At 35.8% G+C, this 26,491-nt stretch carries 22 protein-coding genes and 3 pseudogenes; 14 read left to right on the plus strand and 11 right to left on the minus strand.

Annotation, left to right across the window (positions count from 1 at the left end; genetic code table 11):
- Window positions 1–6: 6 nt before the first annotated feature.
- The 3 genes from GYY69_RS10520 to GYY69_RS10530 form a co-directional block, all read right to left on the minus strand.
- The gene (locus tag GYY69_RS10520; protein WP_174797629.1) at window positions 7–897 is read right to left on the minus strand and encodes a manganese/iron ABC transporter ATP-binding protein; all 891 of its coding nucleotides are present in this window, start codon (window positions 895–897) and stop codon (window positions 7–9) included.
- A complete protein-coding gene (locus GYY69_RS10525) occupies window positions 897–1,748 on the minus strand; it encodes a metal ABC transporter substrate-binding protein (RefSeq protein WP_238786558.1) in 852 nt (283 codons plus the stop codon). The genes GYY69_RS10520 and GYY69_RS10525 overlap by 1 nt, the downstream gene beginning before the upstream one ends.
- A 460-nt stretch (window positions 1,749–2,208) precedes the next feature.
- Window positions 2,209–4,218, minus strand: coding sequence for an autotransporter outer membrane beta-barrel domain-containing protein (locus tag GYY69_RS10530; protein ID WP_174797631.1), 2,010 nt, complete (start codon window positions 4,216–4,218; stop codon window positions 2,209–2,211).
- Window positions 4,219–4,423: 205 nt separating this feature from the next.
- Between GYY69_RS10530 and GYY69_RS10535 the strand changes: the two genes are divergently transcribed.
- Entirely contained in the window at window positions 4,424–5,350 is a 927-nt protein-coding gene (locus GYY69_RS10535; protein ID WP_174797632.1) for an L-lactate dehydrogenase, read from the plus strand.
- A 276-nt stretch (window positions 5,351–5,626) separates the two neighbouring features.
- Here the strand turns inward: GYY69_RS10535 and GYY69_RS10540 are convergent.
- The 5 genes and pseudogenes from GYY69_RS10540 to GYY69_RS10560 all read right to left on the minus strand — a co-directional run.
- Window positions 5,627–5,977 (minus strand): annotated as a pseudogene (locus tag GYY69_RS10540) (hypothetical protein); the annotation flags it as partial.
- A gap of 124 nt (window positions 5,978–6,101) precedes the next feature.
- A pseudogene (locus GYY69_RS13195) lies at window positions 6,102–6,478 on the minus strand (hypothetical protein); the annotation flags it as partial.
- Window positions 6,479–6,579: 101 nt separating this feature from the next.
- Window positions 6,580–6,899 (minus strand): annotated as a pseudogene (locus GYY69_RS13200) (hypothetical protein); the annotation flags it as partial.
- A 112-nt stretch (window positions 6,900–7,011) separates the two neighbouring features.
- Complete coding sequence (locus GYY69_RS10555; RefSeq protein ID WP_174797634.1) at window positions 7,012–7,359, minus strand: hypothetical protein; 348 nt, start codon at window positions 7,357–7,359, stop codon at window positions 7,012–7,014.
- An 8-nt stretch (window positions 7,360–7,367) separates the two neighbouring features.
- On the minus strand, window positions 7,368–7,556 hold the full coding sequence (locus GYY69_RS10560) for a YlcI/YnfO family protein (RefSeq protein ID WP_174797635.1): 189 nt from the start codon (window positions 7,554–7,556) through the stop codon (window positions 7,368–7,370).
- Between the two features lie 213 nt (window positions 7,557–7,769).
- Between GYY69_RS10560 and GYY69_RS10565 the strand changes: the two genes are divergently transcribed.
- The 6 genes from GYY69_RS10565 (at window position 7,770) to GYY69_RS10590 (ending at window position 10,996) form a co-directional block, all read left to right on the plus strand.
- Window positions 7,770–7,964 carry a hypothetical protein gene (locus tag GYY69_RS10565; protein ID WP_174797636.1) on the plus strand — a complete coding sequence of 65 codons (195 nt, stop codon included), beginning with the start codon at window positions 7,770–7,772 and terminating at the stop codon, window positions 7,962–7,964.
- Complete coding sequence (locus GYY69_RS10570) at window positions 7,961–8,191, plus strand: hypothetical protein (RefSeq protein ID WP_065642129.1); 231 nt, start codon at window positions 7,961–7,963, stop codon at window positions 8,189–8,191. Before GYY69_RS10565 ends, GYY69_RS10570 begins: the two co-directional genes overlap by 4 nt.
- A gap of 279 nt (window positions 8,192–8,470) precedes the next feature.
- Window positions 8,471–8,827, plus strand: a complete 357-nt coding sequence (locus tag GYY69_RS10575) for a Mor transcription activator family protein (RefSeq protein ID WP_202985001.1) — start codon at window positions 8,471–8,473, stop codon at window positions 8,825–8,827.
- Window positions 8,820–9,386, plus strand: coding sequence for a hypothetical protein (locus tag GYY69_RS10580; RefSeq protein ID WP_174797637.1), 567 nt, complete (start codon window positions 8,820–8,822; stop codon window positions 9,384–9,386). Before GYY69_RS10575 ends, GYY69_RS10580 begins: the two co-directional genes overlap by 8 nt.
- A gap of 63 nt (window positions 9,387–9,449) precedes the next feature.
- Window positions 9,450–10,373, plus strand: coding sequence for a phage capsid protein (locus GYY69_RS10585; protein WP_174797638.1), 924 nt, complete (start codon window positions 9,450–9,452; stop codon window positions 10,371–10,373).
- Window positions 10,374–10,399: 26 nt separating this feature from the next.
- Window positions 10,400–10,996, plus strand: coding sequence for a hypothetical protein (locus GYY69_RS10590; RefSeq protein WP_174797639.1), 597 nt, complete (start codon window positions 10,400–10,402; stop codon window positions 10,994–10,996).
- Window positions 10,997–11,069: 73 nt separating this feature from the next.
- On the opposite strand, the gene GYY69_RS10595 is transcribed toward GYY69_RS10590, so the two are convergent.
- The 3 genes from GYY69_RS10595 to GYY69_RS10605 all read right to left on the minus strand — a co-directional run bounded on the left by GYY69_RS10595 (window position 11,070) and on the right by GYY69_RS10605 (window position 13,107).
- Window positions 11,070–11,402 carry a hypothetical protein gene (locus GYY69_RS10595; RefSeq protein WP_174797640.1) on the minus strand — a complete coding sequence of 111 codons (333 nt, stop codon included), beginning with the start codon at window positions 11,400–11,402 and terminating at the stop codon, window positions 11,070–11,072.
- Window positions 11,403–11,622: 220 nt separating this feature from the next.
- Window positions 11,623–12,495 (minus strand): hypothetical protein, encoded by an 873-nt coding sequence (locus GYY69_RS10600; RefSeq protein ID WP_174797641.1) that lies wholly within the window; start codon window positions 12,493–12,495, stop codon window positions 11,623–11,625.
- A 108-nt stretch (window positions 12,496–12,603) separates the two neighbouring features.
- Window positions 12,604–13,107, minus strand: coding sequence for a CbrC family protein (locus tag GYY69_RS10605; protein ID WP_174797642.1), 504 nt, complete (start codon window positions 13,105–13,107; stop codon window positions 12,604–12,606).
- A gap of 487 nt (window positions 13,108–13,594) precedes the next feature.
- Here GYY69_RS10605 and purH point away from each other — a divergent pair, with 487 nt between their 5' ends.
- The 7 genes from purH to GYY69_RS12935 all read left to right on the plus strand — a co-directional run.
- A complete protein-coding gene (purH, locus tag GYY69_RS10610) occupies window positions 13,595–15,187 on the plus strand; it encodes a bifunctional phosphoribosylaminoimidazolecarboxamide formyltransferase/IMP cyclohydrolase (RefSeq protein WP_174797643.1) in 1,593 nt (530 codons plus the stop codon).
- Between the two features lie 61 nt (window positions 15,188–15,248).
- Window positions 15,249–16,538, plus strand: coding sequence for a phosphoribosylamine--glycine ligase (gene purD, locus GYY69_RS10615; protein WP_174797644.1), 1,290 nt, complete (start codon window positions 15,249–15,251; stop codon window positions 16,536–16,538).
- Between the two features lie 930 nt (window positions 16,539–17,468).
- A complete protein-coding gene (rnr, locus tag GYY69_RS10620) occupies window positions 17,469–19,904 on the plus strand; it encodes a ribonuclease R (RefSeq protein ID WP_174797645.1) in 2,436 nt (811 codons plus the stop codon).
- Window positions 19,905–19,911: 7 nt separating this feature from the next.
- Window positions 19,912–20,673, plus strand: coding sequence for a 23S rRNA (guanosine(2251)-2'-O)-methyltransferase RlmB (gene rlmB, locus GYY69_RS10625; protein WP_174797646.1), 762 nt, complete (start codon window positions 19,912–19,914; stop codon window positions 20,671–20,673).
- Window positions 20,674–22,106: 1,433 nt separating this feature from the next.
- Window positions 22,107–22,598, plus strand: coding sequence for a hypothetical protein (locus GYY69_RS10630; RefSeq protein ID WP_174797647.1), 492 nt, complete (start codon window positions 22,107–22,109; stop codon window positions 22,596–22,598).
- Window positions 22,599–23,101: 503 nt separating this feature from the next.
- Complete coding sequence (locus GYY69_RS10635) at window positions 23,102–23,611, plus strand: hypothetical protein (protein WP_174797648.1); 510 nt, start codon at window positions 23,102–23,104, stop codon at window positions 23,609–23,611.
- A gap of 53 nt (window positions 23,612–23,664) precedes the next feature.
- Window positions 23,665–26,491 (plus strand): calcium-binding protein (locus tag GYY69_RS12935; protein ID WP_202985002.1); only part of this gene is annotated, 2,827 nt, incomplete at its 3' end.

Consider the following 26,491-nt stretch of genomic DNA (forward strand, 5'->3'; position numbering starts at 1 on the left):
TTATTATTACCCTTTTGGTTCATTATCGTGATGGTTAACTAGCAAATCTCGATGAGGTGAGTCATGCTTACCTTCCCCATAAAAAATTGCAGCACGTTCATCATCGGTTAAGATCGATACTTTACGAGGATCTTCATCATCGTGCAATTGTTCGCCCGACAAACTCAGATAACGCAGCGCACCACCAAAGGTAGTCATTAAATTTTGTGGTGTAAAGGTTGTTTTAGTTGGACCAAAGGCCAAAACAGTTTGATTAATTAATACCACTTGATCGCAAAATTCAGGCACACTACCTAAGTTATGAGTTGAAACTAAAATCAAATGGCCTTCTTTACGCAGATCTTTCAACAGATCAATAATGGCATTTTCCGTTTTAACATCAACCCCAGTAAAGGGTTCATCTAACAACAGCACTTTACCTTGCTGAGCTAACGCTCGAGCTAAAAATACCCGTTTTTTTTGCCCACCTGATAGCTCACCAATTTGACGATGCTTAAAATCGAGCATATTAACGCGTTCAAGGGCAAGATCGACCTGTTTTTTATCTTCTTTACTTGGAATACGCAAAAAGGACATATGTCCATATCGCCCCATCATGACCACATCTGATACGAGCACAGGAAAATCCCAATCGACTTCTTCGGTTTGTGGCACATAGGCAATGATATTTTGTTTTAAGGTCTGCTTAACTGACATATCATTAAATGTGACATGACCACGAGTTGGACGAACCATGCCCATAATGCTCTTAAATAACGTCGATTTACCGCTACCATTAACGCCGACTAACGCGCAAATAGTGCCACCATTTAAGCGAAAGCTAGCATCATAAATTGCGGTATGACCATTATTATAAGTCACGGTGATATCATCAACATTCAAGCAAATTTGAGTCATTATTTTTCAAATCCTTTAGCGATAGTTTCAACGGTCACTTTGAGTAGATCAATATAAGTGGGTACAGGGCCATCTTTAGTTGAAAGTGAATCGACATATAAAACGCCACCATATTTAATATTGGTTTCTTTACTAACTTGTTTGGCGGGCTTATCTGAAATAGTACTCTCACTAAAAATAACAGGAATATCATTTGCTCTAACTAAGTCAATTAAATGCCTAACTTGCTGAGGGGTGCCTTGTTGCTCAGCATTGATTGGCCAAAGGTAAGCTTCTTTCAAATTATAGTCACGAGCCAAATAACTAAACGCACCTTCACTGGTGACTAACCAACGCTTGGCTTCAGGAATTTTAGCTAAACGCTCACGTAATGGTGCATCAAGTGCTTTGATTTTAGCAATATAATCGGCTGCATTTTTATTATAGATCGTGGCATTTTGCGGATCATATTTAACAAACGCTGCACGGATATTTTCAACATAAGTTAAAGCCAACGTTGGTGACATCCAAGCATGCGGATTCGGGTTACCTTTATAACTGCCTTCTTGAATTGGCATCGGCTCAATACCCTCTGTCACGACAACCGAAGGTACATCTTTAACGTCTTCAAAAAAACGTTTAAACCAAAGTTCTAAATTAAGACCATTCCATAATACTAAATCGGCAGAAAGCACTTTAGTAATGTCTTTGGGGGTGGGATCGTATTCATGAATTTCAGCCCCGACTTTGGTAATTGACTCAACATCAGCAGCATCACCAGCAACATTTTGCGCAATATCTTGAATAATGGTAAAGGTGGTTACCACTTTAAATTTTTTTTCTACCGCATGGGCAGATGCGCACACACCCATTAAAATAATCAACGAGGCTAAAATAGCGCTTAAAATTTTCAAAAAATTGAACTTCATTAGCGACTCCTTGCGTTTAACATATAATCAAATAGCGAGACACGAATGATTAGCCGTAACAAATCAAGAAAATATCTTTTTTATTTAATTACTTGTAATGATGAAACATGATGACTAATTCATAATAACAATTAACTTAAACGTTAATGAGAATTATTATTATTTGAGAAATAAAAGTCAAATCCTTTTTAAAACTTACTATTTCTATTAACTGGTTACCTAGTTATGTCTTTAATTCATTTTATATAAAACTAAAATAAATAGTAGCTAATTCCATCTATTTAAATGATAGTTACAGTAGAAAAAAATGATCAAATGAATTGGCATAAACCACATATTTTTAACTATGTGGTTTATGGATTTTAGGGAAATGTGAAAGTAATTTTATTGGTAAATCGTTAATTTAGAAAGAAAAACGATATCCTCCATTGACTTGTAATAAATCAAATCGGCTACCCGGTGAGCTTTCTAAATCCAAATAAATATTATGTTGTTGATTCAACTGTGCAGTTATACCTACCCCATTATTCCACCAATTGCCTTTGAATGAATGCTTTTCTTTACTTGTATTTAATTTATAGTAAGTATCACCATTAAATTCTCTAACAATTCCTGTTTTAGCATAGATATTGATATTATTGTTGTCTGAATTGATCTCGTATCCAAATAATGCAGATGCTCGACCAATTAACGAATTATAATTGCCTAATTTTACTTTAAGTCCGTTGGTAGCATTAATTGATGTAGCATTTTGGTGACTGTAAGACAATTGAGATTGGGGTTCAATATAAAAATCATTCAATTTAAATTTCTGACCTAGCTCCAAAGATAAACCAAGTCCATTGGTATGACCTGTTCCTTGAACATGATTATTGGCTGTATCTTTAACCTTAAAGTGATTTTTTTGACGAGCATATTTGGCAACACCATCAACATAAAATCCGTCATTGTTTAAATAAGTTGCGTAAAGACCAGTATTAAATGATTTTAAAGATCCGTCCCCTTTGCGATAATCTGGATCACCATAAGTTTGTCCAACAAAAGCACCGACTACAAAAGGTGAGTCTTCAGATAACTGTTTATCTGCACCAAATTGAAATCCATGATAGCTCATATCAAATTTACTTAATTTACCGCCAGAAAATGAATCCAACTTACCAGAAAAACCGCGTAACCAAACATCACCAAACTGTCCACTTGTTCGAATATCACCAAGGCGTTTGAGTAAAGTTTGGGTTTCAATATAGCTCATTAAATAATTACTGTTAAGAAACCCAGCACTAGCCATTGCTGATGAAGTAATAGTAGGATGAGCTGTTAACACATAATTGTTACCCTCTTTATTTAGGGAATATTGATAACCACCAAGTTCAACATTATGATTTGTCTTAAACTCAGCAGTACTTGTGGCATTATTATCAATTTCGACTAAAGTTAATTTTTCTTTACCTGTGGTATTAGACGCTCCATTATTTGTTAAATTTAGGGTATGAGTTCCCTCTGCGGATATGGGACGGTTTGTGTCAGCTGATTTTGAAATAATAATTTTATCGCTTTTCTCTGCAGCAATGTCGGTACGTAAATCAAAACTTGATTCACCTTTTAAATTCTCAATGGTTAACTCTACATAGTTACCATTAGAATTATCATTAACAAATTTTATCGAACCTTGTCCAGATAGTTCGGTAAGATAAGAATCTTCATCGGTTATTTCCCAAGAAGCGCCTTTGGCAAGATTCATTTTTATAACTCCAGTGGTATCAGGATTACCACTATTAGGATCATCTGGATCGCCAAATCCTGACACTCGACCTACAATTTTGGAACCGGAGGCTAAATCTAATATAATTGTTCCTCCAAAGCTTGCATCGATATCGCCATTAATTATTGATTTATTATTGATTCTTAAGACCCCATTTTCAATAGAACTAATATTACCATCAATAAATGATTCGCCATTTAATGTTAAATTTCCATCAGAAATAAAAATAGTATCTGACCATTCACGATCGTTAACGCTTAATGTTGTTTTTCCATTAACGATGATGGTTGAATCTCCAAGTAAAGAAATTGCATCAGAATCATGTCCTTGCATATGAATTGTAAGATCACCATTAAAAATAGTGGAAGATGTAGAAGGAGTTGAAGGAAAAGAATCTAGCCCTGCAATTGTTACGCCATCTTCTATGCGATTAGCTTCTCTTTGGATATTGATCGTGACATTTTTTTCAAAAACAGTATTGCTATTAGCAAATATAAAGATACCTGAAGATATTTCCCCATTGACTTTGTTTAAATTGTGAGTAACAGGAATATTAACTTCATTTGTATATGTCTGATTTCCTTGTAGCTCAAGTGCATTTACTACTAATGGTGTGGCTAGGGATAATCCTAAAATTATTTTATTTTTCATCTAATAATTTCCTTTCTTCTATAATTAATGGCAGTCTAACAATAAAACAATTATTGTTCAATAATTAATCTCAACAGGATTATTACCTTATAGATTTTTAACAATATCATTAATTAGTCATTTTGACTTGAATCTTTAATTAACGAGAGTATAAGGGTAAATAAATAGTTCCTTTTTAATCCAAATAAAATAGGGGGGGATTAGTATGAAATTACGAAAGGTGATGATTATCGGCGTGGGTAATGTTGGATCAACAACAGCCTATACATTGGTTAACCGAGGTATTTGTGAAGAAATCACACTCGTTGACCTCAATAAAGAGCTAGCCTATGGACATGCGCAAGATTTATTAGATGCCGCAGCTTATCGACAAAATATGGTCAAAGTTAGCTTGCGTGAATCGACTGATTGCGCTGACATAGATATTGCCATTATCACCGTTACATCAGGCATTGCCCAAAAAAGCCGAGCCGAAGAGCTTGCAGGAACCTCAAAAATTATTGCCAGCATAGTACCTAATATGATGAAAAATGGTTTTAAAGGCATATTTTTAATTGCAACCAACCCTTGCGACGCTATCACATATCAAGTCTGGAAACTATCAGGGCTACCGCGTCATCGCGTAATTGGTACAGGGGTATGGCTTGATACGGTACGATTACGTCGATTATTGGGCGAAAAAATGGACATAGGACCACAAAGCATCGACGCCTTTATTGTGGGCGAACATGGTGATTCACAGTTTCCAGTTTGGTCTCATTCATCAGTTTATGGTATTAATTTAAATGATTTACAAAAAAACAAAATAGATTTTGACGAAGTGGGCAGCCAAGCTCGAAAAATGGGCTTTGAAATTGCGAATCGAAAACACTGCACCGAATATGGTATTGCCAGCACTATCACAGAAATCTGCCAACATATATTCACCAATAGTCACCGAGCATTAGCGCTCAGTTGCATTTTAAACGGAGAATATGGCTATAAATATGTTGCTATTGGTGTACCGGCGATTCTTGATCAACATGGAATCAAAAAAATCATAGAGCTTGATTTTACCGAAAGCGAAAAACAGCTATTTGAAAAAAGTATTAATATTGTTAAAGGCTATATTGATCATATCAAATTACCGTAGTACAAGTTGTTTTTATTATTGCTCAATTGGCGCACTAACCTAGCGTTATCCATTGGTGGCGTCATTGTATGCACAATACGCCACGAACAAGGTTTTTATTACTATCATAGAAGAAATAGTTTTGGAGTATAACGGCTAATTGAAATAGAACATGATAAATAATAATAGAATGATGAGATAAATGGGATATAACAAAATAAACAGGGAAATAATGAAATTGTTTTTTGAAAAAGTGTTACAAAATATGAAATAAAAAAGTGCTTAAAAAATTTCGCCCTTGTGATATTGGTATAGCTTACGGTAGCCTATGCCCATGCGTGACATAGATTCAAGGGCTTCTTCACCAAAATTAGTTAAATTCGAAATTGCTTCATTTGCATGTTCAGGGGTATAACCCAATAAATTACAAAACTCCTCCCATGTCCCAGAAAACCCAAGACCGTCTTGAGTTTTCTTTCCTGCTAATCCTTTGTAAAGCTTGTTTTCTTTGACATAAGCCATTTTTGAAGTCAAGACGGTCTTGGAAAATTTGCCAAAGGCATCTGCCATTTGCGCTTGACCTAAAAGCTGATTAACCAGATCGCGTTCTTCGTTGTATTCGCTTTGAATGGTGGTCATGGTATTCATCACCTCATTAATTCCTTGTTCATCAATTGCAGGTAGTTCAATTTTTTCTTTTGTGGGGTTGGGTTGGGTTTGCGTACCATATTTTTGACTTCTAATTTAATTTATTAACACTTTGTAAGTGCTTTAATTTGCGATATTGGCGTAACTCACGGTAGCTGATGCCCATTTGAGACATACTTTCAAGAGCCTCTTCTCCGAATTCTTTTAAATTTTGAATATCTAAATCAGCCTTCTGTACAGATATACCTAATAAATTACAAAATTCTTCCCAAGTTCCTGTTAAAAAGTCCTAACCGTTAGGACTTTTTTACCTTTCAAATTACGATATAGTTTGTTTTCTTTAACAAAATTTAATTTAGAAGTCCTAACTGTTAGGGAAAATTTAGCAAAAGCATCTGCCATTTTGGCCTGACCTAAAAGCTGATTAACTAGATCGTGCTCTTCGTTATATTCACTTTGAATCGTAGTCATAGTATTCATTACATCATTAATCTTGCTCATCAATTGCAGGTAGTTCAATTGATTGTTTTGTGGGGTAGGGTTTGCTTTGCGTACTATATTTTTGACTCCTAATTTAATTTATTAACACTTTGTAAATGCTTTAATTTGCGATATTGGTGTAATTCACGGTAAACGATACCCATGCGAGACATAGATTTTAGGGCTTCCTCACCGAATGATTTTAGGTTTGCTATATCTAATTCAATTTTGTCTCTAGATGAACCGAGTAACAGATAAAAATCTTCCCACGTTCCTGAAAATAGCGAACCGTTCGCGGTTTTCATTCATTTAAATTATTGATATAGTTTATTTTCACGGATAAAAGCCAATTTAGATGTGCGAACCGTTCGCGAAAACTGTTCAAAAGCCTCAGCCATTGAGCCTGACCTAAAACTTTATTAACTAAATCACATTCGTCGTTATATTCGCTTTGAGTATGATATCCATCACCTCATTAATCCCTTGTTCATCAATTGTAGGTAGTTTAATTGTTTCTTTTGCTTTGTGTGCTATATTTTAACTAATTTAATTTATTAACACTTTGTAAATGCTTTAATCGTTCTAAATATTTTTCGTCTATAAGCCGATCTAAAGCTATGCTTGCCGATGCCCCCCTCACGAACCAAAGATTCAAACTCATTAATTAGTTGAATTAGTAAGTCGGCATATTCTTGATTACCTTTAATTACCTTTGAATACACAATTGATTCATACACATTATTGACAGCTTGACTAACTCTTAAGGTATCTCCTAGTAACGCTAACGAAAATAATTGTATTCTTTGCATAGCAATAAATTCGCCTGCGATTTGAAAGCTTTCAGTTATGAATTCTTTTTCAATATCTTCAAGTGCGGAATCAAACTCTTTCAGTATAGTCATGTTAATCCTTATTTAGGTTGTTTACGTTTTTTCCTATCCAATTCTTTTTGACATGCATTCATCACCCAAGATGAAAAACTAATAGAAGGAGTGTTATTTTTTTCCTCTTCTACAGCTCTATCAATCTTTGCAATTAGTTCATGTGGGAATCGAATGCCTTTGTATACGGATTTTTTATTAATATGTTTTGTTGGCATAAGTTATCCTTTGAAGTGTTTAAACATTGTATTCTATTTAAAATCAAAAATAAAGATAAAAGTGTTTAAACAATTAAATTGACATTTTATTAATAAAGGTGTTTAATCTGTTTAAACACTTATATATTAATGAGCGTTTGAAAAAAACAATGCCCCGAAGTGCGCTAACACTATCGAGGCATCTAACCACAAACATTACAAGGGGTAATGAGTATGGCTATTCGCAATAATACCGTATCGCCTACATTTGGGCAAAATAAAATTTTTACTTTTCTAACAGTGAATACACTTCCTAGATTACAACGTATTCAAGTTCGCGCCAAAAACGAGGCAGAAGCTAGAGCTATGTACGCCAAAGTCGGGGTTGAATTGATTCTAATTATTCGTCAAATGGAGGTGGTAGCATGAGCAAGCAACCAATACATAACAGCTTAACTTATATCTTATCTGATGATGACTTTGAGCGTATTCAGGATAATATTGATTTTTTGCGTTTGATTGTTGATTGTGCCGGCAGTCAAGGTACCCGTAAGGATATTACCATTAATACTAATGCATTTTGCACATCCTTAGGCAAAATCGAAGATAATTTAAGAAATATTATTAATAATTTAGTTAAAACGAAAACAGCATGATTTGATAACTGCAAATCTAAATATATCAAATGGGCTTAAATCGCATTTTAAGCCTTTTTCTATCAATTCTGCCCAAATGTATCAATCATTAATTTAATCACTTTATAAACGTTTTATAATAATTTTTAGCGCCTATTTTTCTTTAGCTTTTATTTACCCGCTCTCATCTTTAACCGTTTTGATTGTCCACTATTTATCTGCCCTTGTTCATATTACATTCATTGCACGCCTGTTTAATATGTCCTTGTTCCAACAAATTATCTAAAAGAGGGCAATTTAATGATTATGAATAGAATGGAAATTAAACGCCATGAATTACTCACTCATGTTTCAAAGCAGGTTGCAAAAGAAGCATTTGATTTTGGTATGCCAGAAGAAATCGCTTCCCAATTAGGTTGTAATGTTGCCAGTGCAATTGCGGAGCTTTTTGGCGGTCAAAATTTTACTTTCCCGAAAGACTATTCTTTCAAAATTAGTCAACGGGATGCACAAATTTATCATGAGTTTAAAGGTAATAACTACCACGAACTTAGCCAAAAATATCGGATGACAGAGCGAGGTATTCGCAAAGTGATTACAAGAGTAAAACAAAAAATAACGACTCCATTAGCTCAAAAGGACGCTCAAGATGCCTAAACTACGTAATTTTGAAATATTTAAACCTGGTACGTTTACCGCAATGGACGGTAGAAAATTCACTTTTACTGAGCAAGATTTGCATGAAATAGCCGACAGCTATGACCCTAATCTCTATCAAGCCAATTTAACGCTTGGACACCCTAAAAATAACTTACCTGATTTAGGGGCGGTTCATCATGTTTACATGTACCAAGGTAAGTTGTTTGCTTGTGCCGAGTTCGCCGACGAATTAGCCGAGGCAATTCATAAAGGTACCTATAAACATCGGTCTGCTTCATTTTACTTACCTCATTCACCTGAAAACCCAATAAAAGGCAAAAGATACTTACGCCATATTGGCTTTTTAGGTGCAATGCCACCAGCAGTGAAAGGGCTTGCAAGTATTGACTTTTCAGAAAGTGGATTTGAAAGCTCAATCAATTTTGCTTCGAGTGGTGAATTTATTGATTTAACAGATTATCGACATTGTGACACTCAAAACACAATACGAGTAAAACAAAAAGACGGCACAATCAAAACGGGCTTTATATGGCGCGGTGAGATTTTGTATATCTAATCACGGCAAATAATCAAACAAGGCTTATTAGCCTTTATTTTTAATCACATTGAGGATATTTATATGCAACACCCATTTACTCCAGATACATTTTTAAGTGCTATTGCACTTGCTTACCGTAACACTGATTTAATAGCAGATGAAATTATGCCACGCTCACCTGTCGATAAATATGATTTTGCATGGACAAAATATGACATAGCCGAGCGTTTTACTATTCCATCAACTCTAGTGGGACGAAAGTCTAGACCCAATCAAATCGATTATAAAACAACAGAAGAAAAATCTTCTGTTGAAGATTATGGACTTGACTCTTCTGTACCGCAAGCAGATATTGATAACGCTAAAAGTAATTACAACCCATTAGCTCATGCAGCTGAGGCAACAACCGATTTAATCTTATTAGATCGTGAAGTTCGTGTAGCCAATATGGTATTTAACCCTGAAAACTATACAACAAGCAATCAAAAAATACTATCAGGTTCAACCCAATGGAGTAATAACAGCAGTTCGCCATTAACGGATATATCCCATGTTTTGGATTCCATGATTGTTCGAGCTAATGTATTAGTTCTTGGTAATGATGTCGCCTCGCGTTTATGTCAACATCCTAAAGTTGTTCGTGCATTTAATGGTAGTACCGGTGAAGATGGTATTGTTCCGATTGAATTTTTGCGTGAAATTTTACGTTTAGAGCAAATTTATATTGGCACTTCATGGGTTAACATGATTAAACCTGGTAAGGAACCAGTACTACAACGCGTTTGGGGTAACCACGCTTCATTGTTATATATTAATAAGAAAGCAACAACCCAAAGTGGCGTAACATGGGGATTGACTGCTCAATTTGGTGATCGTGTATCAGGAACAATCCCAGAGCCTAATATGGGACTTCGTGGCGGTCAAATGGTTCGAGTTGGCGAATCAGTAAAAGAAATATGTGTAGCTAAACATGCTGGATATTTCTTCCAAGATGCAATTGCCTAATGACTAAGTTATAGGAGTAATTATCTATGAAACTACCAAAGTTAAACGGGTTATTGTCAATGAAAAAAGACATTAAAACCGTTTCGCAAATAAAAGATAACATCCAAAGGGATTTGGATATTATCCGCAATCGCATTACTTCATTGGCTAATGAGTGGGATAAGATATTCTTTCAACCATTAAACAAAACTGATGCACTCAAAAAAGACTTGCTTGCAATTGATAACCTTCATTTGGCATTAAAGGATAACTTAAAATCCAATATTTTGGAGCGCCACAATAGTGTTTTTGCTAATCCAAGAAAGGATCAATACTATATTAATGGCGCTTATGAAATATTGTTAAGTGATAAACAAGCAAGCGAGTACCATATTGCGGTCATTGCTAATTTTTTCAAAAGTCCTTATCAAACATTAGCATTGTTTAATGTTAATGAGGCAAAAAGAATTGTAACAGAGGTTTATGATTCTATTTCGGATCATGATTGGCAAGTAAAGAACGCTAGTGATATGGAAAAATCAGCTATTCGACTAAAAGAAATTCAAGCCGAACAGAATGAACTTAAGCAACTGGAGCAGAATATTCTTGTAGAAGCACAAGAAAACAATATTAACGTCCAATAACCACTAAGCCCAAGTAAAAATATTTGGGCTTAGTTATTTTGAAGTATAGGTAATAAAAAATTTTCATTTCTATTTAAGCTGAAGCGCCCTCAAGATCAGCTATCAACTGGGTATCTAATATTGAATTTCCTGTTAACTCGTAAAGTTGAAAACGTGTATACGCTACACGGCTAACAGATTGCAATTCTCGTTGTTCTACGTAGCGAAAAGCACGAACTACTTCGTTACAGAAAATATTGATTTTATCTTGTGGCACAAAATTATAACGCCCCTGTATTACCATCGCATGTCCCATAGCCTCTGTGTCTGAAATACTTCGATTATCACGAATCTGCTTACGCAATACAGCACGACCAATTGCCAATAAAATACTATCTGCAAAAAATCCGCTTGCTTGTTTTGACATTATTTTCCTTCCCGTAATATAAATAAAACTAGTTGAAAATATGACTTGATTCTGTTATTCAAGCCAACCTAGAATAACAGATATAATTGTAATCTATGTAGAAAATATGTCAAACTGAATACAGTTAATTCAATATAAGTAATTCCTTTTCATATACAGAAAATCCAAAACATCTCAATTATCAAGCAATTTTAACTTCAATTATCGCGTTCTGCTTCAGCTAATCTTCTAAGATGATTTTAAGTTGGTTTTTAAGTTGATGATACTCTGCATCACTTAAAAAATGGTAACGGGTATCTCTGATATAGCCGGCAATTTTTTTATATGTATTAAGATGCTCAGATACGGGATAGCAAGCAATATAATCATTAAAAGCAGCAACATCGGCAATGTCTGCAAACTGCTTTTTATCGAGGTTGTTTAAATAGCCTTTAAGGTCAAGGGTTTGGCAGTTTGGCGTATGTTCTTCTCGCCAGAATTGATTGTTTTTAAACTGGTAAGTTAACTTTGCATTCTTTTCATAATCATAATGATTATCTTTGACATCAATAAAATAACCTAGTTCATAATTGGCATTGATATGCACATAAAATAAATTATTAAGCACTAAAGATGAATAAAAGAACAAATGATCTTCATGCCCAGTTTTAGCTGACAAAATAAGCGCATCTAAATATTTTCCGTTTTCATCGAAGGCATTGAGTATGGTTAAATCCTCCATAATGCCTTCACCTTCACTATCAAAGGTAAAACTATAGAGTACAAATCGAATATTATTGATTTCAAAACGACCAATAGCGGTGAGATCTTTTAATGTAAAATAACGTCGTTCTTTATCTAGGGGATTATCATAATATTGATAATCATCATCATCAAAATGAAAAAATTTGCTATCTACAAATTTACCTTTAGGTAGCGAATGAGTATCAAACGGCATAGATAACACAGGTAAACTTTGGTAAAAATCATCAAAAGTGGCAAAATGCTCTCTATGTTTATATTGAGATGATGCAGTTTGAGTATTAGCGAACGTATAATTAGTATTAAACCAACTAAACAACAATATAGTTAATAACAATGGTATTTTTTTCATGGTTGTAGTTTTCCTTGTTATTTCCTTTTATCAGTGGGATATTGCACACTATTATTTCTTATTTTAATTTTGCATATTAAATCGATACTCTGTATAGAGTTATTAAAATCAATCACAATCAACATGCAACCTTTTTTTAGCACATTGCACACACTCAAACAAATAACCAACAAGCGCCCCGTCTTTCGATAAAGACGATTTTATCAATTCATCGGGATAGTCTTGGATGTCATCTAAGATTTCATCAAAATAGGGTTCAATATCTTTGGCACCAACATAACCAATAAAAGCACAAGGTTCATTACAATGTGATAACCAAACTTCTTGTTGCCATGATGAATAACTTGGGGTTTTTAATACTATTTCGTCTAACATTTCGGGCGGGACATCTTCTACACCATAATTATCATTGAATTGACCCTGATATTTTTCTGCAGCCGACCCATCGGCAATACACCATGGGCAGATATAATCAGGATCTTCAACACAATAAGGTACCAAATTATATTTTATTGTTCGTTTTTGATTACAAACGGAACAAATCCCCTCTTCATTAACAAAAATATCGAGTTGATATGCATTTGGATGATATTTAAACGTAGGCAGGCACATCTTAAATTCCTTCAATATTATAATAGTAATTATTATTATATAATTTAAGTGAGTTTGATACAAAATGATAAAATATTACAGCATGTTAATTAATGATTTTATCTAACTGATTATTGTGGAAACAGACGTTTAAACCGTATACTAAGGTTATTTATGAAAAATAGGATATTAGCAATTTACCATTGTTAGTTATTATTCATCAGGAATAGACAACGATTATCTTATGACGTTCCTCATAATCATAGTTTATCATTCTGGGTTGATGATTATGGCGGTGATGCAATCTATTTTTATAGAAAACAAAAAATGAAAAAAGTTAACAGGGAGTTATCTACCCTCAAAATATATATTCTGTAATTAACGTAAAACTTTATCATTTAACTGTTTCGATCATTTTTAACAAGTTAATGCTAAACATCTAATTTGAATTTATATATAATGTTGACCCAATAACTAAGATTTTAGATATTAACTTCGGAGCCCTCTCATGCAGCAGTTTCGTCCTATCCGCCGTGCTTTACTTAGTGTGTCCGATAAAACCGGTATTTTAGAGTTTGCCAAAGCCTTATCAGAACGAAATGTGGAACTTCTTTCAACAGGGGGGACGGCAAAATTGTTAATGGAAAACCAGATACCGGTAACGGAAGTTTCTGACTATACCGGATTTCCTGAAATGATGGATGGGCGAGTTAAAACGTTACATCCCAAAATTCATGGCGCCATTTTAGGGCGACGAGGGATTGATGATGACGTGATGCAACAACATCAAATTACGCCAATCGATATGGTGGTTGTCAATCTTTACCCATTTGCACAAACGGTTGCTAAAGCCAATTGCACGTTAGAAGACGCCGTTGAAAATATTGATATTGGTGGCCCAACGATGGTGCGATCTGCTGCCAAAAATCATAAAGATGTTACCATTGTGGTTGATTGTGATGATTATGCCAATATCATTAACATGATGGATGATAACCAAAATTCCCTTTCTTTTGAATATCGTTTTAACCTTGCTATAAAAGCCTTTGAACATACGGCTAAATATGACGGCATGATTGCCAACTATTTTGGGCAATTAGTCCCCCCTTATATGGGCGAAACCAATGAGCCATCGGGCGAGTTTCCTAGAACGTTAAATCTACAATTTATTAAAAAACAGAATATGCGTTACGGCGAAAACGCCCATCAACAAGCGGCTTTTTATGTTGAACAAGATGTCAAAGAAGCCTCGATTGCAACGGCAAAGCAACTGCAAGGTAAAGCGCTTTCTTATAATAATATTGCTGATACTGATGCTGCACTTGAATGCGTAAAATCATTTGACGAGCCCGCTTGTGTGATTGTAAAACATGCCAACCCTTGTGGTGTTGCCGTTAGCGATAACATTTTAAACGCTTATGAAAAAGCCTTTAAAACCGACCCCACTTCAGCTTTTGGTGGCATTATTGCGTTTAATAGAGCGTTAGATGCTAAAACTGCTCAAGCGATTGTTGATAAACAATTTGTTGAAGTGATTATTGCACCTTCAGTTAGTCAAGAAGCACTGATCATCATTCAAGCTAAAAAAAATGTGCGCGTGCTTGAATGTGGTGAGTGGTCAACATCAGCGTCAGCAAGTTTAGATTTTAAACGTGTCAATGGTGGTTTGTTAGTGCAAGATCGTGATTTAGGCATGATATCGCCAGATGCATTAACGGTAGTCACCAAACGTAAGCCAACCGACCAAGAGCTTTCTGATGCGCTATTTTGTTGGAAAGTGGCTAAATTTGTTAAATCAAATGCCATTGTTTATGCAAAAGATAACATGACAATTGGTATTGGTGCAGGGCAAATGAGCCGAGTTTATTCCGCAAAAATCGCTGGCATTAAAGCGCAAGACGAAAATCTAGACGTTGCTGGTTCTGTTGTTGCATCAGATGCGTTTTTCCCATTTAGAGATGGGATCGATGCCGCTGCCGCAGCAGGCGTCACTTGTGTAATTCAGCCCGGTGGATCGATTCGTGATGACGAAGTGATCCAAGCGGCCAATGAACACAATATTGCAATGATATTTACGCATATGCGCCATTTTAGGCACTAATTTTAGACCTTAATAGGGCGACCTTGTTTATTATTAAAAAGACATCATTAAAGGATCTTTTATGAAAGTTTTAGTCATTGGTAATGGTGGGCGCGAACATGCACTTGCTTGGAAAATTGCACAATCACCATTGGTTTCTAAAGTCTTTGTTGCGCCAGGCAATGCCGGTACTTCCCTAGAGCCTAGCTTAGAAAATATCAACATCAAAGCTACCGACGTAAGTGGTCTGCTTAGTTTTGCTCAGCAAGAACAAATCGATTTAACTATAGTGGGGCCCGAAGCCCCGTTAGTAATTGGCATTGTTGATAGTTTCCAAAAAGCGGGATTAAAAATCTTTGGACCAACTAAAGCCGCTGCACAACTTGAAGGGTCAAAAGCCTTTACTAAAGACTTCTTAGCTCGCCACAAAATCCCCACCGCAGAATATCAAAACTTTACCGAAGTTGCTCCAGCCATTGCCTATATTCGTGAAAAGGGTGCACCGATTGTGATTAAGGCTGATGGGCTAGCCGCTGGTAAAGGGGTAATTGTTGCTATGACAGTGAAAGAAGCCGAAGACGCTGTCCGTGATATGCTAGCTGGTAATGCCTTTGGTGATGCTGGTCACCGAGTAGTGATTGAAGAGTTTCTTGATGGTGAAGAAGCCAGCTTTATTGTCATGGTGGATGGCAAAAATGTCGAACCCATGGCAACAAGCCAAGATCATAAACGAGTTGGTGATGGTGATACAGGATTAAATACTGGTGGTATGGGGGCATATTCGCCAGCACCAGTGGTGAGTGATGCTGTTTTTAAACGAATAATGGATGAAATCATCTACCCGACGATCAATGGCATGGCGCAAGAAGGCAATGTTTATGTTGGCTTTTTATATGCGGGTGTAATGATTGATAAAGAAGGTAATCCAAAAGTTATTGAGTTTAATTGCCGATTTGGCGATCCCGAAACACAACCAATAATGATGCGAATGCAATCGGATCTAGTCAAACTCTGTTTGGCTGCGCTTGATGGCAAATTAGATACCGTAAAATCAAAATGGGATCCTAGACCTGCATTAGGAGTAGTCCTAGCAGCAGGCGGTTACCCAGGTGAGTATAATACCCAAGATGTGATCCTTGGACTACCGACAGAATCAACCGAAGATTGCAAAATTTTCCATGCGGGTACCAGTTTAGAAAAAGGTCGCATTTACACCAATGGCGGGCGTGTGCTATGCGTTACCGCATTAGGCAATACCATACTTGAAGCGCAACAGCGTACTTATGAGCAAATAAAAGATATTTATTGGCATGGCTGTTTTTATCGTAAAGACATTGGTTATCGTGCGATTGAGCGGGAACAAAACAAATAGCGGTGATTGGTTGTTTTTTGAAAAAACAACCAACTACTATCTAAAAATCAGTCAGAAAACGTATTGATTTATTTTTTTAAGAATTTTTTCAATTAAAACCTCTGCCAACCCTTTTTTTAACGATAATTTAAAATTAAATAAAATCAGTATATTAACAAATAGCTCAAAAAAAGGGTTTTCAAAGATGAAATTGTCGTTTATCTTTATACAGCAGGACTTATCGAATCTTAAGTTCTACTTTAACGCCGTATAGGCGGTTTAGAAAGTCCAGCAGCGGGCGCTTTTTGCCCATTTTCACTTTAACGCCGTATAGGCGGTTTAGAAAATAGGCATCTTACGTAATGAATAATCAGTATCCTTTAACGCCGTATAGGCGGTTTAGAAATATTCGGCGGTGAACGAGCTACCGCCTTGATTCTTTAACGCGGTATACGCGGTAATTAAAATAAAATCATCAAGATAATTATAAAAACAAAATAACTTCCCAAAATAACTGGCTATGTTGTTTGTCTTATTCCGGTGTCAGAATATGACGCTAATATAGCCATTTAGCACGCTAAACAGGGATGTTTGGTTAGGCTATGCTTTGCCGAGAGCCAAATTTGTTTGGAATAAATTCGAACATCTAAGCAAAGCGAAGATGGCCTCGAAGAGGCGAGTATCAGAATGATACGAGTAATTGCGTTGGGCAGTCAAAGGTCACATTCTACAGCCTTGCGAGGGGGTTTTTAGGAGATTTGGCCAAAAAACGTTCTCATTATTTGGGATTTTGATTCTTATTGTTTTTTAAGTCTAGTATCGAATACTGACACAATCCTACTTTAAAATAGATTAACAACTTTTTGACGCTTGTTTATAAATTGAATCTTCATTTTAAGTTATAGCACTCTATGTTATGCTAGCGCTAATATTAGTCACAGGATATCCCTTATGATAAAAGATCCATTTTTTGATCGCGAAGCTGAGAAGTATGATTCCCCTATTGCTAGCCGTGAACTTATTTTAGATTACCTTAAACAAGAAGCAAAACCGGCAAGTTTAGAAAAAATTGCCCAAGCTGTTGCTATTAAAGATGAAGAACAAAAAGTGGCGTTACATCGCCGCTTGCGGGCTATGGAGCGTGACGGGCAAGTTGTGTTTACGCGTCGCAAATGTTATGCCTTGCCCGAAAAGTTTGACATGGTCAAAGGTAAGGTTATTGCCCACCGTGATGGTTTTGGCTTTTTGCGGGTAGAGGGGAACCCTGAGGACTATTTTTTATCGCCAGAGCAAATGAAAAAAGTTTTACAAGGTGATGTGATCTTAGCGCAGCCAATGGGCACTAAATACCGTGGAAAAATGGAAGCTCGGGTTGTACGCATTTTAGAACCACGCAATAATCAAATTGTTGGGCGATATTTTGTTGAGCAAGGCGTTGGTTTTGTTGTGCCTGATGACAGCCGTTTAAACTTTGATATTTTAATTGCCGGCAAACCTGATCGCACGGTTCGTATGGGAACGGTGGTAGTGGTTGAGTTACAGCAACGTCCGGAACGTCGTCAAAAAGCCGTTGGCATCATAAAAGAAGTGCTTGGTGAGATCATGGGGACTAATTTGGCGATTGATATTGCACTGCGAAACCACGAAATTCCTTATGAATTGCCACAAACTGTTGAAAAAGAGATGAGCAAATTCACCGAACAAGTGCCAGAAAGTGCTAAAAAAGGTCGAAAAGATCTGCGTCAATTGCCTTTAGTCACTATTGATGGTGAAGATGCACGGGACTTTGATGATGCGGTTTATTGCCAAAAAAACCGTGGTGGGGGCTATCGTTTATGGGTGGCGATTGCCGATGTAAGTTATTATGTTAGGCCTGATAAGGCCTTAGATAAAGAAGCCTGCTTGCGTGGTACATCGGTTTACTTTCCATCACGAGTTGTACCAATGCTTCCCGAAGTATTATCTAATGGACTTTGTTCGTTAAATCCACAAGTTGATCGTTTATGTTTAGTTTGCGAAATGACTGTGTCGAACAAAGGGCGATTAACAGGATATGAGTTTTACGAAGCGGTGATGAATTCACATGCTAGATTAACCTATACTAAAGTAGCTAAAATTTTAGAGGGTGATAAAGCGCTACGTCAACATTACCAAGAATTAGTGCCACATCTTGAGAATCTATATGGATTATATAAAGTGCTTGATAATGCACGAATTGCACGCGGTGCGATAGGGTTTGAATCAGATGAGCCAAAATTTATCTTTAATGCCGATAAACGTATCGAAAGTATTGAGCTTGCACAACGTAATGTGGCACATAAAATTATTGAAGAGTGTATGATTTTAGCCAATGTTTCGGCTGCAAAATTAGTGATTGATGCGCAAGTGCCATCATTATTTCGTGTGCATGACCAGCCAGATGAAGATCGAATGAACAATCTGCGCAGCGTATTAAGTGAACTTGGCTTATCGCTGGGTGGTGGCGCTAGTCCAAAACCGAAAGATATCGCCGAATTAATGACGGTGGTTGAAACGCGTCCCGATCATGATATGTTGCAAACGGTAATTTTACGCTCCATGAAGCAAGCCATTTATGATCCTGAAAATCGAGGGCATTTTGGTTTAGCGCTTGAGGAATATGCGCACTTTACCTCGCCAATTCGTCGTTACCCAGATTTGTTATTACATCGAGCGATTAAATGGATTTTAGCTGACCAACAGCATAAAACCAGTAAGACTGGCGGACATTGCTATACCACTAGCGAAATGCTCTATTTTGGTGAACATTGTTCAATGACCGAACGGCGTGCTGACGAAGCCGTGCGTGATGTGGTTGATTGGCTCAAATGTGATTATATGCAAGATCATGTTGGTGAAGTATTTAATGGTACGATTGCAAGCGTAGTTAATTTTGGTTTCTTTGTTCGATTAGACGATTTTTTCATTGATGGTTTAGTGCATGTTTCCTCGTTAGAAAACGACTATTATATTTATGATGCTTCGCACAATCGTTTAATTGGTGAAAATACACGTTTTACTTATCGTTTAGGCGATAAAGTGCAAGTAAAAGTCGATAATGTTAATCCAGAAGAACGTAAAATTGATTTTTCGCTGGTTGGCAGTAATAATAAGCCAAAACGCCAAGGTAAAACAGCAAAACAGAAGTCTAAACAATCTCAAACCGATCAGCATGCTGATTTGCCACTTAAGCGAAAAGGTAAAAAAACAACTAGTGAAAGTAGTGCTAAGCCAAGTAACAAAAAGAAGGCTAAATCAAGTGCTAAACAAAACACGAAAGTTGAAGTAAAAGCTAAAAGTAAAAAACGTAGCAAATCGAAACCAAAATCAAGTAATAAAACAAAATCAGTCAATAAAACAAAAGAGTAGCAAATAAATGAGTGAAACAGTTTATGGCCTGCACGCCATTGAAGCATTATTAGCGCGTTCGCCAGAAAGAATTATTGAAGTATTTATTATTAAAGGGCGTGAAGATAAACGCCTTATCGCCGTTGTGCGTCAATTAGAGCAACTTGGCTTGCCAGTCAAAATCGCTAATCGCCAATGGTTAGATGAAAAATCTAAAAATGGGGTACATCAAGGTATTTTAGCCATGGTTAAACCAAGTCGAGGTTATCAAGAAAATGATATTCCTTTACTTATGGAAGGGCAGCCAAACCCCGTTATCTTAATTTTAGATGGTGTGACCGATCCGCATAATTTAGGCGCTTGCATAAGAACCGCTGATGCCGCGGGTGTGGATTTTATTATAGTGCCAAAAGATCGCTCAGCACCCCTTAATTCCACTGCACAAAAAGTAGCGTGTGGTGCGGCTGAAAGCGTACCGGTGGTTAGAGTGACCAATTTGGCACGCACGATGCGAATGTTACAAGATGAATATCAAGTTTGGATTGTGGGGACTGCTGGCGAGGCAGATAGAACGCTTTATCAAACTGATTTTTATAAAACATCAACAGCGACTCCACTTGCTTTGGTGATGGGTGCGGAAGGTGAAGGGATGCGCCGTTTAACAAAAGAACATTGTGATGAATTAGTGAGCATCCCCATGGCTGGCATTGTGTCATCACTTAATGTGTCGGTAGCAACTGGTGTTTGTTTATTTGAAATTGTTCGGCAAAAATCAGCCATCAAAACCTAATCTCAATGGTCATCCGTATTGATTATCTCAATACGGTTATGCCTAATTCTATAAGTAATTTTGCTAGGCATGTCATAGAATTGACTAACATAATAACAGCATTCTCATTTTAGCTTGCTTATCCTTATTTGTAGGAATTACTCGCAGTGTTTACAGTCATTTGAGAAACTACAGCAATAAATATACATAAAAAAACAAACAAACTAACTAACATGTTATCACCGACAAGCGATCTAGCGCTTATATCATAAAAAAGATAACCGCAACAGGTTGGACTAAACCCTTTATAGTCACCATCTAACTATTGATAACATGCTAGACAAAGCTTGATTGAAGCTATTCGCTCCTTAACCAATAAGAAAGAATGTTATAAAACCACCAATTACAGCATTGAATGTTTGTTGAATGTTGAAAAATTTATTGAATATAAAATACGAAAATAAGCTAGGTATTTACCCTATTGTTCACTTTTTAGATTATATTTTTGTAAAAAATATTCAGGATTCTATACCGTTTCGTGATTAATTCTGAATTTACAGTATCTATTTATTAAAACGTGTGATAACCGTCAGATCAATCAAATATTCACAAAACCGCTTACCCTTAAATGCATGGGAAAGCTGAAAGCGATAGCGACTTTAATAAAAATGTGGTGTTCACTTTTAGGTTATATTTTTGTAAAAAATATTCAGGATTCTATACCGTTTCGTGATTAATTACGAATTTGCAGTATCTATTTATTAAAACGTGTGATAACCGTCAGATCAATCAAACACTCACCAAACCCGCCCGCCAACAAACGAATGCGAAAGCCGAAAAAGAGTCGCGCTTTAATGTCAATGTGGTATCATCGGCAAATATGCGAAGATTCAAAGAATAGAAAACAAAAGTTAAAGCGATTTTCGGTAAAATGTCTTATTTATATTCTTTCATCTATACTTAATTTATGAAGTCAATAGGCGAATAAGCTTATGCGAACAAGAACCATTGAGTTATTTAAAAAATTTATTTCTATCGACTATTCGATCACCGCCTAGATGTTGTCGGAAGAGTATCAAATTAGTGCGCGAACTATTCACAATGAACTCCAAGAAATTAATCAATCTTTAATTCAAAGGCAGTTTTCTTTAATTTCAACAGTGGGTAATAAAGGTGTTAGATTCAATAAGAATGTTTACGCTTATTGGTAATAATGAAACTCAAATATCACATAAGGGGTAGTAGCTAAAACATATATCAATATTGCTATAGCGTAATTATTGATCAAATCATAACAATTATTTAATCAAATTATTCACTGACAATTAATATTTATAATCTGTTTTTGTTTATTTACAAGCCATTTATCTTATTTATAATTTTGCTTATCTCTTTTTATATTTTATATAAAATAATCCAAACTTATTTAACACAATTGAATTAAGGAATACCTCATGCCATTTGTCAATGCCTATGTCTCAGACGAAGATGCCAAAAAATATGATTTAGATAATTTATGGAATACGTACAATCCTTGGTTTACTCAAATGCCTGAACTATTGAACAGTTTTGATGTTCACCAACACGCTTGGTGTGTGGATAAGGAACGAGGATATTGGTTATTTAACTGTGGTGATGTATTGACTTATGATAGTCCTTCTGGTTTACCTGAACCCACTGATAAGGAGGTATTTATCCTGCATATTAATGGCCAGAATATTGAATTTATTTTGACTCGTGGCGATTTGGATCCTAGCGAGTCAGTATCTACCGACTTATATCCGATACAATTTGCTTGGGAAATTGTGTCAATGAATCCCAGCTGTTTACCTAATATGTCGAAAAAAGATTTGTTATCCATTTTAAAAGAGGCGTTAACTGCTTATAAACGTGGACTTAGAAATTTAAATGATAATAAGAAAGCACTGATTAGATGTAATTTTTAGTATTTTGTAAGCTAACAAGATAATCAATTATTATACTGGAGGAATAGGCCAATATGGTGGGATTGGCTAAAGAGGAAGCGGAAAAACTATTATTTAAGGTCAAGGATGCCAATGGATTACGTGATTTAATACAACAATTAGATATAAAAACAACCATTCACTGAAATGTTCTAAATTCAACTCTATTTATTCCCTCCCAAATATAGACGTACGCTTCAATAGCATTCAAATATTGTACTAAAATAATATATTACTCAATCAAAGCCTAGGTTAATTAAAACCGAAAAATAGTAGCTAAAATATACATTAATATTGTTCATGATCAATTATTAAGCAAATTATAATAATTATTTAATCAAATTATTCAATGATAATTAATACTTATAATCTGTTTTTGTTTATTTACAAACCACTTATCTTCTTTATAATTTTGCTTATCTTTTTTTATATTTTATATAAAATAATCCAAATTTATTTAACGCGATTGAATTAAGGAATAACTCATGTCATTTGTCAATGCCTATGTCTCGAAAGAAGATGCCAAAAAATATGATTTAGATAATTTATGGAATAAGTACAATCCTTGGTTCACTCAAATGCCTGAACTATTGAAGAGTTTTGACGTTCATCAACACGCTTGGTGTGTGGATAAGGAACGAGGGTATTGGTTATTTAACTGTGGTTGGGTGCTGAATTATGATAGTCCTTCGGGTCTCCCTGAACCAACTAATAAGCAGGTGTTTATCCTGCATGTTGATGGTCAGAATATTGATTTTATTCTGGAAGCTGGCCGTTGGAAACCTAGCGATTTGGAAGCGATTGGTTTGGAATATGCCAACTCATTTCCTGTAAAAATTGCTTGGAATATTGTGTCAATGAATCCCAGTTGTTTGTCTAGTATGTCGAAAGCGGATTTATTAACCATTTTAAAAGGAGCATTAACTGCCTATAAATCTAATGGAATTAGAGATGTAGAAGCTAATGAGGAAGCACTGATTAGATGTAATTTTTAGTATTTTGTAAGCTAACACTATAATCAATTATTATACTGGAGGAATAGACCAATATGGCGGGATTGACTAAAGAGGGAGCGGAAAAACTATTATTTAAGGTCAAGGATGCCAATGGATTACGTGATTTAATACAACAATTAGATATAAATACCCATGGCAAAACAACCATCCTCTATTCGGGGATGTTAGATTCTGGCGTGCATACATCACAGATTATCGATCAATTAAAAAATAACTCTTCTCTTCGCCTTATTGATAATACCGAAGCATCTAAATTTTTATCTGATGCTTTTTTAATAAATTCGCCTTTAAATCGCAAGTTAAAGCAGATCTTTGGTAAAGGTGAAGATAGTCAGTTATCTAACAAAGCAATTGAATTCCTTTTTGGTTCAAACAGCAATGGCACCCGTCAACCTAATGGCGCATGGGATGCTATTTCTAAACGCTTTGTTGATGGTGCAGTTGGTGATGTTCGTGTACTTGGTGGATTTGGAATGAACTCGGGGCGGGTTTTTGGTGCCACAGAATTACCGGCATTATTAAATAATCCCAAAGTGACGTCAGTCAATGGTATTCCAACATCGGTATTAAAATCTATCGAACAAACCGAGGGAATTGGGCGAGCTTTTGAGCATATTAAAAATATTGCGGGTTTAGATGCAGCAGGAACTAAGTTAGCGCCAGATAATGTTAAATCTTGGTTAAAGCTTAATGAGCCTGACGGAAAGTTAAATAGTGAGTATATTAACAATCTTAAAGATGCTTATCATAATTTATCGCCAGAAATGCGAAAAAGTGTTAATCGAACATCTAAATATCTAGCGTCAGCGGGTGAGAAAATTGCAAAACGTCTGCCTATTGTGGGTTATATTATGACGGGGATCGGGCTTGGCATTGCATCGGCAGAAGCTCAGGCTGCACTTGATAGAGGCGATGCTGATGAGGCAAGAGGAATCTTACTTGAGTTTGGTGTTAAAGAAATTAGTGGCAATATATTAGGGGCATTGGCTGGAACAGTAGCTGCTGTAGTTGCCGGTGCAGCCGGTGCGCCAGCTGCTGCCGTTATCGGTATCGGTTTAGGCGCAGCTGTTGTTGCAGGTTTGCTTTCTGATGCGATGGTGGATAAGTTTGCTGATCTATTCCGAGATAACGATGGAAATGGACTAATTGATCTTATGGATAAGTTAAATGGTCTACTTAATGGTGTTGGAAACGCTATTATGGGACCTATTTCATCATTATTTCCTTCTATTCCTGATGCTGCTAAAACAGCATTCTCTCCTATTATTATTGATCTTGATCGTGATGGTGTTGAGACAATTAGTAAAGATAAAAATATTCATTTTGATTTAAATGCTAACCAATTTGCCGAAAATACTGGATGGGTTGGTGCTGATGATGGATTGTTGGTGCTAGATTTAAATGATAATGGTGTCATTGATGATGGAAGAGAACTGTTTGGTGACAGCTCATTACTACAAAATGGCAAAACAGCTAAAAATGGGTACCAAGCATTAGCCCAATATGATGAAAATGGTGATGGTGTTATTGATGCTAAAGATAGTATCTGGCAAAAATTAAAAATATGGCAAGATAAAAACAGTAATGGTCTTACCGATGAAAATGAGCTACTTAGCTTAGAACAAGCGGGGATTTCCTCGATTAGTACAAAATATTCAACATCAAATTATGTGGATAGCAACGGAAATGCGCATCGCTTAACCGGTGAAATCACCTACACCGATGGAAAAAAAGGACAATCTACCGATGTTTGGTTTGCAACAAATCAAGCAAATACTATTTATACTGGTGAAAAACACTATATTGACGAGGTAAAAAAATATCCGTCTGTACGTGGATTTGGTAATCTTGTTAACTTATCTCTTGCTTTAAGTAAAAATTCGGAATTAAGAAATTTACTCGATAAATTTATTGCTAATCCTGTAACAACTGACATTCTACAGGTTATTGATGATATTATTTTTAGCTGGGCCAATGTGAATCAGGTCGATCCGAATAGTCGAGGTAATATAGACGCTAGAAAATTAACTGTATTAGAAATCATTACAGGGGAAAAATATACTAATATTTATTATGGTAATAAAACTCCTCCTGTAGGTACTGTTGCTACTAATTTATTAATGGCAGAATATAATAAATTCAAACATTATGTTATGGCCAACCTTTTATCACAAACCGAATTTAAAGATGCGTTTAAATTATTAAAAATAGATATTAATAATGGAAATGTTGTGATTGATTTTTCAGGATTAGAGAATCATCTTGATCAGGTAACTGATCCGACAAAAAAACTTTTATTGAAAGAAGTTATTGATGGTTATTTGACATACAGTAGTTCTGATGAATATTATCGGTCAATTAAAAATAAATTGGGTGAAAATACATTAGCGGGTAATAATTTTTATGTATTTGGCTTATCGGGTCATGAGTCAATTTGTGACTCATCAGGAATGGATAAGCTATTATTTATGAATAACATTAAAGCTGAAGATGTTAGATTTTCACGCCAAGGGACTGATATAAAGATAACATTAATTGACGGAAAAAGTAGCTTAACATTTAAGAATATCTTTGACAATGCAACCTCTGCAACCGCTAGAATTAATGCTAGTAACGTTATTGAAGAGTTTGTATTTGCCGATGGCACAAAATTAACGTGGGATGAAGTGTTAAATAACCGTTTACAGATGTTCGGTACGGATGGTAATGATACCATTTTAGGGAATAAAGGCAATGATATCTTATCGGGCGGTAAAGGGAACGACTTTTTATCGGGCGGAGCAGGAAACGATACTTACCTGTTTAATCTGGGCGATGGTCACGACACGATAGATAATCAAGGCGAGTTAAAGAGCGTTG

It is taken from the genome of Gilliamella sp. ESL0250 (assembly GCF_013345045.1).
GTDB classification, from domain to species: Bacteria; Pseudomonadota; Gammaproteobacteria; order Enterobacterales; family Orbaceae; genus Gilliamella; species Gilliamella apicola_H.